This window comes from Amphritea japonica ATCC BAA-1530, assembly GCF_016592435.1.
Taxonomy (GTDB): Bacteria; Pseudomonadota; Gammaproteobacteria; order Pseudomonadales; family Balneatricaceae; genus Amphritea; species Amphritea japonica.
Genome location: NZ_AP014545.1, coordinates 3,512,062 through 3,525,258, shown reverse-complemented (window position 1 = coordinate 3,525,258; position 13,197 = coordinate 3,512,062). Strand labels below are relative to the sequence as shown.

At 49.8% G+C, this 13,197-nt stretch carries 12 protein-coding genes; 5 read left to right on the top strand and 7 right to left on the bottom strand.

From position 1 onward, the window contains the following. Window positions 1-452: 452 nt before the first annotated feature. The 5 genes from AMJAP_RS16205 to dksA form a co-directional block, all read right to left on the bottom strand. A complete protein-coding gene (locus tag AMJAP_RS16205) occupies window positions 453-1,850 on the bottom strand; it encodes a sigma-54-dependent transcriptional regulator (RefSeq protein ID WP_019623139.1) in 1,398 nt (465 codons plus the stop codon). Between the two features lie 65 nt (window positions 1,851-1,915). Continuing rightward, a complete protein-coding gene (locus tag AMJAP_RS16200; protein ID WP_019623140.1) occupies window positions 1,916-4,816 on the bottom strand; it encodes an ATP-binding protein in 2,901 nt (966 codons plus the stop codon). Then, window positions 4,806-4,982 carry an Asp23/Gls24 family envelope stress response protein gene (locus tag AMJAP_RS16195; RefSeq protein ID WP_019623141.1) on the bottom strand — a complete coding sequence of 59 codons (177 nt, stop codon included), beginning with the start codon at window positions 4,980-4,982 and terminating at the stop codon, window positions 4,806-4,808. Before AMJAP_RS16195 ends, AMJAP_RS16200 begins: the two co-directional genes overlap by 11 nt. After that, on the bottom strand, window positions 4,982-5,857 hold the full coding sequence (gene gluQRS, locus AMJAP_RS16190) for a tRNA glutamyl-Q(34) synthetase GluQRS (RefSeq protein WP_019623142.1): 876 nt from the start codon (window positions 5,855-5,857) through the stop codon (window positions 4,982-4,984). Before gluQRS ends, AMJAP_RS16195 begins: the two co-directional genes overlap by 1 nt. Window positions 5,858-5,894: 37 nt before the next feature. Further along, window positions 5,895-6,323, bottom strand: a complete 429-nt coding sequence (dksA, locus tag AMJAP_RS16185) for an RNA polymerase-binding protein DksA (protein ID WP_019623143.1) — start codon at window positions 6,321-6,323, stop codon at window positions 5,895-5,897. A gap of 396 nt (window positions 6,324-6,719) precedes the next feature. Here dksA and AMJAP_RS16180 point away from each other — a divergent pair, with 396 nt between their 5' ends. Together AMJAP_RS16180 and sfsA are read left to right on the top strand one after the other, a co-directional pair. Next, window positions 6,720-7,880, top strand: coding sequence for a pyridoxal phosphate-dependent aminotransferase (locus AMJAP_RS16180; protein WP_019623144.1), 1,161 nt, complete (start codon window positions 6,720-6,722; stop codon window positions 7,878-7,880). Beyond that, a complete protein-coding gene (gene sfsA, locus AMJAP_RS16175) occupies window positions 7,877-8,581 on the top strand; it encodes a DNA/RNA nuclease SfsA (RefSeq protein WP_019623145.1) in 705 nt (234 codons plus the stop codon). The genes AMJAP_RS16180 and sfsA overlap by 4 nt, the downstream gene beginning before the upstream one ends. A gap of 5 nt (window positions 8,582-8,586) precedes the next feature. Here sfsA and AMJAP_RS16170 read toward each other — a convergent pair whose 3' ends face one another. Then, a complete protein-coding gene (locus AMJAP_RS16170) occupies window positions 8,587-8,913 on the bottom strand; it encodes a Rieske (2Fe-2S) protein (protein WP_019623146.1) in 327 nt (108 codons plus the stop codon). A 129-nt stretch (window positions 8,914-9,042) separates the two neighbouring features. Between AMJAP_RS16170 and AMJAP_RS16165 the strand changes: the two genes are divergently transcribed. From AMJAP_RS16165 to AMJAP_RS16155, 3 genes are read left to right on the top strand one after another with little or no spacing between them, the layout of a single operon-like run. Next, on the top strand, window positions 9,043-9,825 hold the full coding sequence (locus tag AMJAP_RS16165) for an energy transducer TonB (RefSeq protein WP_019623147.1): 783 nt from the start codon (window positions 9,043-9,045) through the stop codon (window positions 9,823-9,825). Continuing rightward, the gene (locus AMJAP_RS16160; RefSeq protein ID WP_019623148.1) at window positions 9,825-10,814 is read left to right on the top strand and encodes a FecCD family ABC transporter permease; all 990 of its coding nucleotides are present in this window, start codon (window positions 9,825-9,827) and stop codon (window positions 10,812-10,814) included. The genes AMJAP_RS16165 and AMJAP_RS16160 overlap by 1 nt, the downstream gene beginning before the upstream one ends. After that, window positions 10,808-11,563 carry a heme ABC transporter ATP-binding protein gene (locus tag AMJAP_RS16155; protein ID WP_019623149.1) on the top strand — a complete coding sequence of 252 codons (756 nt, stop codon included), beginning with the start codon at window positions 10,808-10,810 and terminating at the stop codon, window positions 11,561-11,563. Before AMJAP_RS16160 ends, AMJAP_RS16155 begins: the two co-directional genes overlap by 7 nt. Window positions 11,564-11,614: 51 nt before the next feature. On the opposite strand, the gene AMJAP_RS16150 is transcribed toward AMJAP_RS16155, so the two are convergent. Next, complete coding sequence (locus AMJAP_RS16150; protein WP_019623150.1) at window positions 11,615-13,177, bottom strand: bifunctional aminoglycoside phosphotransferase/ATP-binding protein; 1,563 nt, start codon at window positions 13,175-13,177, stop codon at window positions 11,615-11,617. Window positions 13,178-13,197 lie beyond the last annotated feature (20 nt).

Here is a 13,197-nt window from a genome sequence, read left to right as displayed (position 1 = left end):
GAGTAGGGAAAAGGGAATGGATAAGCTGACCGCCTTAGACAACAACGTTAGCCTTAGCTTGTTGTTTTTATTTCTAAGAGCACTAATTCGGGACCGTTGTATTTGAGTGTCAATATCAGCGATCAGCTTAAAGCCTCATTATTATTTTTATTCGAGGCGGGTTACTTAGAAGCGAGCAATCTGGGTTTTATTTTTATTATGATTGCATGCTTTAAGCATTGTTTTTCTTCTTGACTACAATATAGCAGGGTCTGTGCCAATAGTTGTAACTTATTGATTATTAATAAAAATAAATAAAAAATCTATATTTGTTACCAGTGTTCCCTATCGAAGGTAACAAAAAGTGTTACCTTTTTACTCATGCTGCACTTGCTCAATGGGGGATAAGTAACACTTTTGGTAGGGGTTTATAATCCGAAAGTTGTAGTTTTCCAGCATGTTGACATTGAGTTCTATTTTGGCTTTCTCGGAATGCCGAGTTTCTGGCGTCTTTCCCATAAGCACTTTCGACTGACTCCTAGCTTCTTCGCCAGGGCGGTTTCGCTCATATTGTCCTGGTTTTCCAAGACAAAGCGCTGAAAGTAATCGTCCAGCGATAGATTTTGTTCGGGCCGGCGCTCAGAGGCGTTCTCGCCTGTTTCGGCAACCAGTGAGTTACCACTGGCAAAATTACTTTCCAGTGCGGCCAGTGAGCCGGGTTCAATATCAAGGCCCAGTAGGTCGGTGGTGATAGTATGGTCGTCGGCTAGGATAACTGCCCGTTCGATAGCGTTTTGCAGTTCTCTGACATTACCGGGCCAGTTATAGCGAATCATCGTCTGGCAGGCGTCGTGACTGAATTTCAGCAATCTGGAACCGAGTTTGTCACAGCTTTTTTGCAGGAATTGTTGAGCTATCACGATGATATCTTCACCCCTCTCTCTCAGGGGAGGCATCTGTAGCTCCATCACATATAACCGATAATACAGATCTTCGCGGAACTCGCCGGTCTTGGCTAGTGCTTTTAGGTTTCGGTGGGTGGCAGCGACGAGACGGACATCTACATGGGTAGATTTAACGGCGCCGACACGACGTATTTCATTTTCTTGGAGGAAACGTAGCAGGCGAGCCTGAGCCTCCAGGGGTAATTCGCCAATCTCATCCAGAAACAGGGTGCCGCCGTCGGCAGCTTCGATTAAACCACTGCGAGCACTATCGGCGCCGGTGAACGCCCCCTTTTCATGACCGAAGAGTTCAGATTCAATCAGTGTTTCCGGGATTGATGCGCAGTTAACCGATACCATCGGCGCATCTGCACGGGCGCTCTGTTGGTGAATGGCCCGGGCTGCCAATTCCTTACCAGTACCGGATTCTCCTTGAATTAAAACAGTCGCATCAGTCCGGGCAACTTTGTGGATGCGCCTAAACAGATCCTGCATCGGCTTGCAGGTGCCAACCATTTGATTGGTTGAGGGAGGGGCGGCAGTTTCAGAGGTTGTCTGCGTGCTTTTATCTTCAGCGCCACGAAGTTTGATAATGTTAGCGATGGTGTCAAGCACTTCATCATGATCAAAGGGTTTGGCGATATAATCGACCGCGCCCATTTTCATGGCGTCAACCGCAGAGCGCATACTGGCATAGCTGGTCATAATAACCACAGGAACAGCCTTGGCCAGGTTGATCAGGTCGGTACCCGGTGCCCCGGGTAAGCGTAGGTCACTGATGATCAGGTTGTACTCGTTAAGGTTGAACTGGCGGGTTGCTTCATCGACAGATCCTGCGTCGTCCACAGCATAGCTGTTACGCTCCAGCAGACGTCGGAGGGCCGTACGTATAATAGATTCATCTTCTACGATCAGAATGCGACTCATTCGGTATACCTTTGCTTTCTTAGCCTCCTCCACAGGTGTTTGTTAATACAAATCTATCCTGTCGCTTATTCTTGTAAGCTTTTGGGGAGGGTGATAACCACTTGAGTGCCATTGTTCTGATTTTTATTGGCGGGACTCACTATCCTTATACTACCATAATGCTCTTCGATGATGTTATATACCAAAGGCAGGCCCAGACCGGTGCCTTTACCCGGGTCTTTGGTGGTAAAAAAAGGCTCGAACAGTTTGTCCTGATGCTCTTTGACAATGCCGCTACCTTCATCGGTTACCGTTACTTCGATTGAACTGCTGTGTTCCAGTGCGTCCAGCCAAACGATACTGTTTTCCGGAGACGCATCGCAGGCATTATTGATCAGATTGACGAATACTTGCAGGAGTCGTTGAGGGTCACCGCCAACGGTTACTATCGCCTTAATGTTGTTGATCAGCTGTATCTGACGCCCCCGGCTATCCATGGATACTAAATGGATAGCTTCATCCGTTACTTCTTTAAGGTTCACTGACTCTTCATATCGTTGGATGTCGCTTTGGCCGGTGTGAGCAAAACGGATCAGTGATTGTACGATTCGGGTAATACGGTCGGTTTGGGCGACAATCTGATCGCCGCTCTCGAGAATAATCGGGTCATCGGTCTCGTACTTCAGATTCTGGGCAAGGCAGGCGATGCCGGTGACCGGATTGCCTATCTCATGGGCCACGCCTGCAGCAAAGCGGCCGATGGAAGCGAGTCGCTCATTATGGGACAGTCGGTTGACCAGAATCTGGTTCTCAGTTTCATTCTCAAGCAGAATGACCATCGCGTTAGTGTCATCCGCCAGGCTGGCTTTATGCAGACTAATCCAGCAGTTTTCTTCATTGATCAGCATATGGTGTGACAATAGATGATTTTGTTTCTGAGCAGAAAACTCAGCTAACAATTCGCCCCAGGGGGCGGAAATGCTTGCCAACTTCTTCGTCAGTACTGAGGGGGTACGCAACCCGGTGAAATGCTCCATCTCCTCGTTCCAGAAGATAATCTGACCTTTTTCGTCAAGAGAGCAGGCGCCAATTGGCAGTCGCTGTAGCGTCATTCGATGATGGCGGCGCAGATTGTCCAGCTCAGCGGCTAACCCGCTAAGGCGGGTCTGATAGTTTTCCAGCTGGCCTTCGAGTAAGTGAATGTCCTGGGTGCGATAGTAATTCAGGGTATTATCTTCGGCATTCTGATTTAGCAAAAGGCTGGCGCCGACGGGGCCAAAGAGTGCGCTGAGACGGCTTTCTATTAAGGTATTGAGTCGCATCAGGTCGATTGCGTCGAGTTCTTTATTCAGAAGGCTCAGTTCTTTTAACGCGTTATCAATTTCTCGTTGCGCGGTTGCTTTACCGAGTCGTTTACTGAGGAGCTCCACCAGTTCATCACTGTTGCTGATATCCAGTTGAGGGCCAACGGGGCGTTGCAGACTGTTATGCAGACAGGCACTGGCGCTGGCGACCTCCTCTTTAGAGCTTTTGGTGATAACTGACGCCAGCAGAAAAATGGTGATGTTGGCAGCTAAAGCGTAGATAGCAATCTGGTGCCAGTCCTGTTGAATGAACTGAGCAGTCTCGATATCTGTGCCGTTAAGCAAACCCAGTAACATGGTAATGATCCAGGTGCCCATACCGGCGATCAGTCCCAGACAGAAGCCTGCGCGATTGGCGCCGGGCCAGAAAAGAGTTGCCAGTATTCCGGGCAGGAACTGCATGAAGGCGATGAATGTGAGTGTGCCGAGCCATTGCAGATTAAAGTTCAGGCCTATTTTGCTGTAAAACAGGTAGCTGAATAGCATCATAACGATGATCAGTGTTCGTCTCAGCCAGAGTAATCGTGAGTATAGTTCGTGGGTCGCTACCGGTGGAATCAAGGGTAAAATGATATGGTTCTGTAGCATCGAGGTAATTGAAATTGTCGCGACGATGATAATACCGCTTGCCGCAGCCAGGCCGCCGATGAAGGCCAGAATGGTCAGAAAATTAGAGTCCAGTGCGACACCCATATTGAGAATCAGAAAAGCGGGTTGATCGCCGACGCCCAGTTTTATTCCTGCCCAGAGAATCGGAGGTACTGCCAGTGCGAGCAGGAGTAGATAGAGAGGTACGCCCCAGCTGGCTTTATGTAAGCTGTTAGAAGAGGTGTTTTCAGTAAACATCATGTGGAATGTATGGGGCATTACAATAATGGCAGAGAAAAATCCTAATAGCATGGTTCTCCACATATCACTATCAAGTGGGGTGTTGAATACTTCCGTCTCTTCCGGATGTTGCTGCAACCACTGCTCGAGTCCGTCAGGCCCTTCCATAACACCATAGAGGGCAAAGAGCGCGATACTGCCGATGGCGATGAGTTTTATTAACGAACCGGTCGCCATCGCGACAATGAGACCGGTACGGTTATAGCGCAGAGAAGGATTTCGAGCACCGAAAAGAATTGAGAAAAGCGCGATCAGAGTACAGAAGCCGATTGCCACCTGTTCGGAGGAAAAGTCTTGGTTAAGAATGTGCAGGGACTCTGTAACGGCATGAATCTGAATTGAGATCAGTGGCAGTATCGCAATAAGTGAAAATAGCGCGGTCAGTGTGCCGGCTGTTGCAGAACGAAAGCGAAAGGCAAACAGATCGGCAAGGGAGCTAAGCTGATAGGTTCGGGTGATTCGGAGAATAGGGACCAAAATAACCGGTGCCAGGAAAAAAGCTGCAGATCCACCCAGGTAGGAGGCTAGAAAGCTGTAACCAGAGGTTTTTGCTTGGGCGAAAGTTCCGTAAAAGGTCCAGACGCTGGTGAACACTCCCAGTGACAGAATATAGGTGACCGGGTGGTAGATTATCCGGGTTGGAATCCAGCCTTTTTCGGTAATGTAAGCGGTACCAAAGAGAAAGGTCAGATAGGTTGTTGCGATGAATAATAACTCGGTCAGATTAAAACTCATCCCGGCGTCGCCTCCGCTCAAGAATTGCAACGATCAGGATTAATGCTGCCCAGATAATAAAAGGTCGGTACCAGGGTGTGGCTGAGTCTGGCCACCACTGATCCAGTAGGGGAGATAGTAAGTACCCGCCGATCATCAACACGATTAAGAGTCGGTAGAAATGCATTAACTTTCCTCCAGGGAGATGCTGAGGCAGGCCGGGATATTGTTGATATCCCAGTGCTCTACGGCCCAGCTTAGGCATTCTTCTATACTGCTGTCAGCAAGTTCTTTTAAAGGTTGTTGTCCAAGGAAATCTAATGCTCTGATCATGAGTTGTAATCTTTCACCCTGATTCAGCGCCGGAGCAAAGGTCTGTTTGCTGAGTTTTTGTCCCAAAGCGTTTGTGGCAACCGGTATGTGCGCGTAGATAGGTTGTTGATAGCCTAGCTGGTGTTGCAGATGAATCTGTTTCGGCGTTGAGTCAAGTAGATCGGATCCACGCACGATATGCGAGACCTGCTGTTCAGCATCATCAATGGTGACGGCTATCTGGTAGGCAAACAGACCATCACGCCGGAAAATAACAAAATCTTCCTGCTGGTCGCTAAAGTCCTGAGGGCCCAGGATTCGGTCATCAAAGCGGTAGTCTGTATCGCAACGACTGCGAATGGCACAAATCTGATCGATATCGGGGGGATGGCTGCGACAAAATCCATCGTAACGGACGCTACCGCTGCGCCGTTGTATTTGTTGTCTGGAGCAGTTGCAGGGGTATGCCAGGGAATTGTTTGAGAGCTCTGTAAGGATCTCATTATAGAGGCTCAGACGGTGACTCTGTAGGATGACTTCCCCATCCCAGTGGAGACCAAACTGCTCAAGTGTAATGAGTATGCTGTCGGTAGCGCCTTTGACTTCGCGAGGAGGATCCAGATCTTCAATTCGAATCAGCCAGTCTCCCTGGTGGGCGCGGGCGTCAAGATAGCTGGCAAGGGCCGCCAGAAGTGAGCCGAAATGAAGCGGCCCAGTGGGTGAGGGGGCGAAGCGTCCAGTATAGACCATTGTAACAGCGGCTGATTAAGAATCAGCCGCAAACAGATCAGATACCGAGCTGCTTCTCTTTAATCTCAGCCAGCGTTTTGCAATCGATACACAAAGTTGCAGTCGGACGGGCTTCGAGACGACGCACTCCGATTTCTACACCGCAGGCATTACAATAGCCGTAATCATCTTCATCAATAGTTTCCATGGCTTTGGAAATTTTATTGATAAGTTTGCGCTCACGGTCACGGGTACGAAGTTCCAGACTGAACTCCTCTTCCTGACTGGCACGATCACTGGGATCAGCAAAGTTAGTTGCTTCTTCCTGTAGATGGTTTACGGTCCGATCAACCTCTTCCATCAGTTCCTGTTTCCAGGCATTCAGTATATTGCGGAAATGATCCTTTTGAGGCTCATTCATGTACTCTTCGCCTTCCTTAATAGGATAAGGCTCAAAGTGTGTGAACTGTGTATCTTGATTCGGCATAGTTCTGCCTCGCTTCTCTTTCTACAAGTCGGGCAACCGTGCCCGAACGCTTCTACCAACGGCCTTGATGCTGGTGAAAATAAACCAACAATCAGAAGGGAGCTGAAGTTACCAGAACCGTTGAGGTTTCACCAGCCCCCAGATCAAAAAAGTAGGTCAAAAAACATCTAATCCCAAGTGTTCATAAACCTTAGCTTTATCAAACTGTTGTATGTATACAGAAAGTGACAGTTGCATAACCTTTAACTATAGCAGTGATTATCAGGTTTTCCCTTGGTTGTTAGTTTGTCTCTATTAGTCCCTGAGGGGCGGGAGACTCTTTGCTGGGATTAGTACTAATGTATAATCTGCGCATCTGTTAATGTTTGTTTTATATCCACAAGGAAACCGCCTGCAATGAGTAACTGGTCGGATCGTGTTGCTGAAATTGAGTCCTTTAAGGTTATGGACCTGTTAAAACGGGCAAAAGAGCTTGATGCACTTGGGCATGATGTCGTGCATATGTGTGCCGGGGAACCTGATTTTGCGACGCCGGAGCCCATTGCAGAGGCGGGTATAGCGGCTATTCGTGCTGGGCACACTCAATACACTCCGGCAGCAGGTATCCCACCGCTGCGTGAAGCGATAGCGGGCTTCTATCAACAACGTTATGGCCTGGATATCCCTGCTGAGCGAGTCATTGTAACCGCCGGTGCTTCAGGGGCGTTATTAATGGTGTTTGCCACGCTGGCTAATCCGGGGCAACGTTTTATGATGGCGGACCCGGGTTACCCCTGCAATCCCCGTTTCTTAAGGCTATTGGAAGCCCGCGGGCAACTAGTGCCTGCCGAAGCCAGTGATAATTATCAACTGACACCTGAATTGATAGAGCAGAACTGGGATGCTCAGACCGCCGGGGTGTTACTGGCATCACCTGCTAACCCTACTGGGAGTGTGGTGCACCGGGAGCAGTTGGAACTTATTTCACAGACGGTCCGGGCGAAGGCCGGGCATCTGGTTGTGGATGAGCTTTATCATGGGCTGACCTATGGTTTTGATGCGACCTCGGTACTTGAAGTGGATCAGGATGCGTTTGTACTCAATAGTTTTTCCAAATACTTCGGTATGACAGGGTGGCGATTAGGTTGGACAGTGGTGCCTGAATCAGCGGTTAGCGAGATTGAACGGCTGGCTCAAAATTTGTTTATTTCGCCTCCGACTATTGCTCAATATGCAGCGCTGGAGGCATTTAGTCCGGAAACAACAACTATTCTTGAGCAGCGTCGAACGGCTTTTCAGGAGCGTCGGGATCTTTTGGTCAGTGGGCTGCGTGAACTGGGTTTTGGTATTCCTCTGACCCCGGAAGGGGCGTTCTATGTTTATGCTGACGCATCGCACCTGACGGATAATACCTTTGATTTCTGCTGGGAACTGCTGGAGCAGGACAAAGTGGCCGTGACCCCGGGTATAGACTTTGGCGATCACCGCGCCAATCAGTTTATCCGTTTTTCCTATACCACTGGCATCGCACAGATAGAGAAAGCGTTATCCCGTTTGCGTAAGCGACTGACGCTATGAAACTGGAAAATATGCAGCAGGGGCGGTTGATAAAGCGTTATAAGCGATTTCTGGCGGATATTGAACTGGATAATGGCCGCCAGCTGACCGTTCATTGCCCGAATACGGGATCGATGAAGAACTGTGCTGATCCGGGGAGTGAAGTCTGGATCCAGGACTCCGGAAACCTGAAACGAAAATATCTGTTTGGCTGGGAATTGGTTCAGGTTGAAGGACAGTTTTGGGCCTGTATCAATACCGGTCGGGCTAACGGTCTGATCAGAGAAGCGATAGAAAATGGCGTGATTGACGAGCTGCAGGGCTATGATTCGATTCGTCAGGAGGTGAAGTACGGTGATGAAAATAGCCGTATTGACCTTTTTTTAGAGGACGCTCAACGGCCATCCTGCTACGTGGAGATCAAGAACGTCACGCTATTGGAGCAACAGGGCGTTGGTGCTTTTCCTGATGCGGTAACGACCCGGGGTGCCAAACATCTGCGTGAGTTGATGTTGATGGTAGAACGGGGGCATAGGTCGGTATTAGTTTTTTGTGTTCCGCATACGGGGATTGAGCAAGTTCACCCGGCCGACCATATAGACCCGGAATATGGTCAGTTGTTGCGCGAAGCGGTCCTCGCCGGGGTTGAGGTCTATGCGTATGGTGCAAAAATTACCCCACAGGAAGTGACAATCAGTCACCCATTGCCGCTTCACCTCTGAGTCTGTTAATTCTGGATGCAGATTGCGCCATCGATGATTGTGAAGTCGACCTGTTGCAGTCTGGCACCGACACAGGGGCCTGCGATGCACTGCCCTTGATCGATAGTGAACAGTGCTCCGTGGGTCGAGCACTGGATAAACTGTTTTTCTGCATCAAGAAAAATATCGGGCATCCATTCCAACGGAATCCCTTTATGAGGGCAGCGGTTCTCGTAGAGAAATACTTCTTTCTGGCGTTTGACTGCAAAGAGTTTACGCGCGTCAAGGTCGAACCCTTTAGCTCCGTGCTCTGGCAATTCGCTTAGCTGACATAACAGAGTGGTAGTGGTCATAGTGAATCCGCTTAATAGTTCCATGAGAAAATATCAGACTGTCTGGCTGATACTGCTATTATAATCGCCAGCCTTTGTTACGACAGATAACTTATACATGCTAAATAAACATTATAGCGATTTGAATTTGTGAACAGCCTGCTGGCGGCTCTGATTGAGTCGCGCATATTCCTCATAACCATCTTTCTGTCTGGCGCGGTACACCTGACGCTGATCGGTAGTGGTTGGTTGGAAGATAAGGCTTCCCCCGCTTTAGGAGGCCAGAGTTTGGCGATTAAAGTGACCGAAAACCGTTCTGTTGCCACCGCTACTGTTGAAAAAATGCTGGAAAACGGACCGCCTGCAATACCTGAAGTTGGCGCACATAAAGCTGAGCCCAAAACAGAGGGGGCCAAAACAGAGGTCTCAAAAATTATACCTAAGACTTCCCAAAAGCCGGTTATAAAAACGACTCAATCAAACACTTCAATCCAGCGGTTATCTGAAAAGAGTGCCGTTTCCCCGACCGCTCCGGCGACTACTGAGGTGCTTCCGCCGCCAGAGCCACGGGTTACCCGGGTCGATGATCCCATAGTTTCTCCCAAACAACAGGCCGTCTCTGCACCTGAGACTATTCCGGCCGCGCCAGTGTATCAGTCGAATCCAGTGTTTCGTCAGCCACCAACGCCGCCCCGGTATCCACGTTTAGCCCGCAAACGGGGTGTTGAGGGGCAGGTAATGTTACGGGTAAATATTGGTCAGGATGGTAATGCCCAAGAGGTGCTTATAGAGCAGAGCTCGGGTTCTGAGCTCTTAGACCGTGCGGCCCGCAAGGCGGTTCAGCAATGGCAATTTATGCCCGCTCAAGCGGGTGGAATTGCGGTAGCGTCTTACGTTCGCATCCCGGTTGATTTTGTATTGGAGACACGTTGATGAACGATATGAAAATCAGTGGATTATTCTGGCTGATGTTGCCGTTGGTGATGGGTTTATCGCTGATTACGGGGCCTGTGTCCGTTGATTTGACAGAGGTGTTTGGAGATTCGGTCGCCAGTCAGGTGTTCTGGCAGCTGCGGGTGCCGCGTTTGTTGCTGACGCTGTTAGCCGGAGCTCTGTTGGCCATGACCGGTGCAGCTGCTCAATCGCTGTTCAGGAATCCCCTTGCGGATCCTGGTCTGGTCGGTATTTCTGCAGGAGCAGCGTTGAGTGCTGGTGTAGTGATGGTGCTATTGGGCAGCTCAGTGACGTTATTGGGTGGATTACTGTTGCCGTTGGCTGCCTTTGCCGGAGGGGTGGTAACGACGTTGCTGGTGGCTCGGTTAGCCGTCACCTTGCAGGGGATCTCTGTCACTAATATGTTGCTCTGTGGTATTGCGATTAATGCGATTGCCCTCGCTGGGCTGGGTGGGTTGAAGTACTTTGCTGCCGATAATGAATTGCGGCAGTTGAGTTTCTGGTTGCTGGGTAGTCTGAACCATAGTCGCTGGCAGGATCTTTTGGTGTTGCTGGTGGCGGCATTACCCGTTTTATGGTTGTTGCCCCGTTATGGTCAGAAATTAAATTTGCTGTTACTGGGAGAGCAGCAAGCGAGCCTGTTAGGTCTGGATGTTGTGCGCTGTAAACGAGTGATGATTCTGCTGATTGCTCTGGGCGTCGGTGCGGTCGTAGCGTTGACCGGTATTATCGGCTTTGTCGGATTGGTGGTGCCTCATCTGGTGCGCCTGCTGACAGGCCCGGATAACCGCCGACTATTGCCGTTATCGGGTTTGCTGGGCGCAGTGTTACTGACCGTAGCGGATATTCTTTCCCGTCTGTTGGTCTCTCCGGCGGAACTGCCGGTGGGGATAGTCACTGCGCTGGTGGGCGGGCCGTTCTTTCTGTTATTACTGAGCCGACGTAAACAGGAGTCAGGTATATGCTAACAGCAAGTCACCTGAGTCTGAGTCGACAAGGTAAATTATTACTTCAGGGTATGAATCTAGAGCTTAAACCGGGTGAAGTGACGGTATTGCTGGGGCCTAATGGCGCTGGAAAATCCAGTTTATTAGGTTTGTTATCCGGGCAACATTCTCCGGATAGCGGCTCTGTATTATTAGACGAGCAGCCGGTGGCAGGGCTTGACCCACAACTGCGTGCTTGCTATCTGGCAATGTATACTCAGCAGCAGCCATTAAGCTTTTCTTTTCGGGTTGAAGAGGTGGTGGCACTGGGCTGCTATCCATTACAACTGGACGCCGTGGCGATGACTGAGCGGGTGAAATACTACCTGACGCAGTTTGAGCTGGATCAGTTGGCGCAACGTCAGTACACCAGGCTGTCAGGAGGCGAACAGCAGCGGGTTCAGGTTGCTCGGGTGATGGCGCAGGTGGGTGATCAGTGTCGGGTGCTGCTATTGGATGAGCCTGTCAGCGAGATGGATCTGAAATACCAGCAACTGCTGATGCAGCGTATCCGGCAGGTAGCGGCCACAGGTGTCGCAGTTTGCTGTGTCTTGCATGATCTGAATCTGGCAGCCCAGCTGGCGGATCAGGTTGTGTTATTGCAGAACGGACAGATGCTGGCTTCAGGCGCGGTCGACGAGGTGATGACAGAATCGTGCTTAAGCGATCTGTATCAGGTGATGGTACGCAAGGTGGATACGGAAACCGGTCCATTGTTCAGTAGCCGATAAAGGATGCTGGTCACTTAATGTTGCCTGCGTCCTCTTTTCCTTTAGAAAGGGTTAGCTGAGAGGCAGGGCGATCAGCGGATCCTGTCTGATCAGCTCACAGAGGTTTTTTATCGGTTCTGCAGCGTTGCTATTTACGTTGTAGCTGAAGGCCTGCTCTGCTTTGGATAAGGGTTGTTTACTACTCTGTTGTTGTCGCATGATCTCGACATTCGCATCCGAAGGGTCGATGCCTTCCTGCTGACGTCGTTCAAGGCGTTGCTCCATCAGTGCCTGATTACAGCTGCAGGAGATGATGCGGATTTCGATGCTGAGTTTTTCGGCCATCTGAATATAGCTGGTACGGGTACGTTCCCGGATAAACGTCGCATCAACAATAACCGACTCACCCACTTTAAGTAGCTTTAGCGTCAGCGCTTTGAGGTGATTGTATGTGTGTACATTCATCTCATGCCCATAGAGCTCCAGATTGTCTCCTTTCAGACTGAGTTCCCGGTGCAACCGCTTACGTTCAATATCTGAGCGGATGCGGATGGCGCCACTGCGTTCGAGCAGTTGCTGGCTGATATAACTTTTACCACTGCCAGAAACGCCGTGCATCAGGAATAATACCGGTGAAGGCTTATTGGCGTAACTCAGGGCCAGTTTGATATAGCGGTGGTATTCCTGCAGATCCCGTTCGGCGCCGATCATCGAGACTTTGGCCCGGACCATCGCCCGATAACCCTTATAGAAGTTGAGTAGTTGAGTGCCGTCGTAGTCGCCGGTTAGCTCCAGATAACGGTTCAGGGCGCGATGAGAAAGTTGTTGCTGCTGGTTGGCTTCAAGGTCCATCAACAAAAATGCCAGATCGCAGATGGTATCAATCCAGCGAAATTCAAGATTGAATTCGATACAGTCAAATAATCGCACCTGATCATCCAGCAGGGTTGTATTCGCCAAGTGCAGATCGCCGTGGCACTCACGAATATTGCCTTCCCGTTTACGCTGCTCTATTTTCGGTGTCAGGCTGCGAAACTGCTGACTGATCTGATAAGCCAGTTGCTGCAGTTCCATCCAGTCATCCAGTGTATCCAGGTGCTCACCGGTATGGAGAAAGTTATCACTCACTACGTTCCAGATTGTGTCTGGCTCTCCCCAGGGACCATCCGTGCTGGCATGGGGGACCTGAAGATGAAAGTTTGCGATTTGCTGGCTCAGTGCGTCAATATGTTCAGCCGTCAGGGCACTTTTCTCTAATAGGCGGTCTAAGCGCAGAGAATCATCAAACTGTCGCATCTGCACTGCATATTCGAAAGGTTCTTCGGTCAGTTCAGATGAAGTTAATTCGCTATGCGTTAAGCTGGGATTTGCCGCAGAGCCACAAATAGACACAACCTGCTGATAAATATCGGGGGCTAATCGCTGATTAAGGCGTAGTTCTTCATTACAGTAGTGTTTGCGACTCTCCAGGCTGGTAAAATCAAGGAACCCGAAATTGACGGGCTTTTTGATTTTGTAAGCAATCTCGCCTGTCAGAATTACCCAGGAGATATGCGTCTCAATCACCCGGATATCAGTGACCGGATGAGGATAATTGTTTGGATCTGACAGGGCTGTGATCAGTGCTTGAGTCATTGATTTGTGAGTAGCCGATT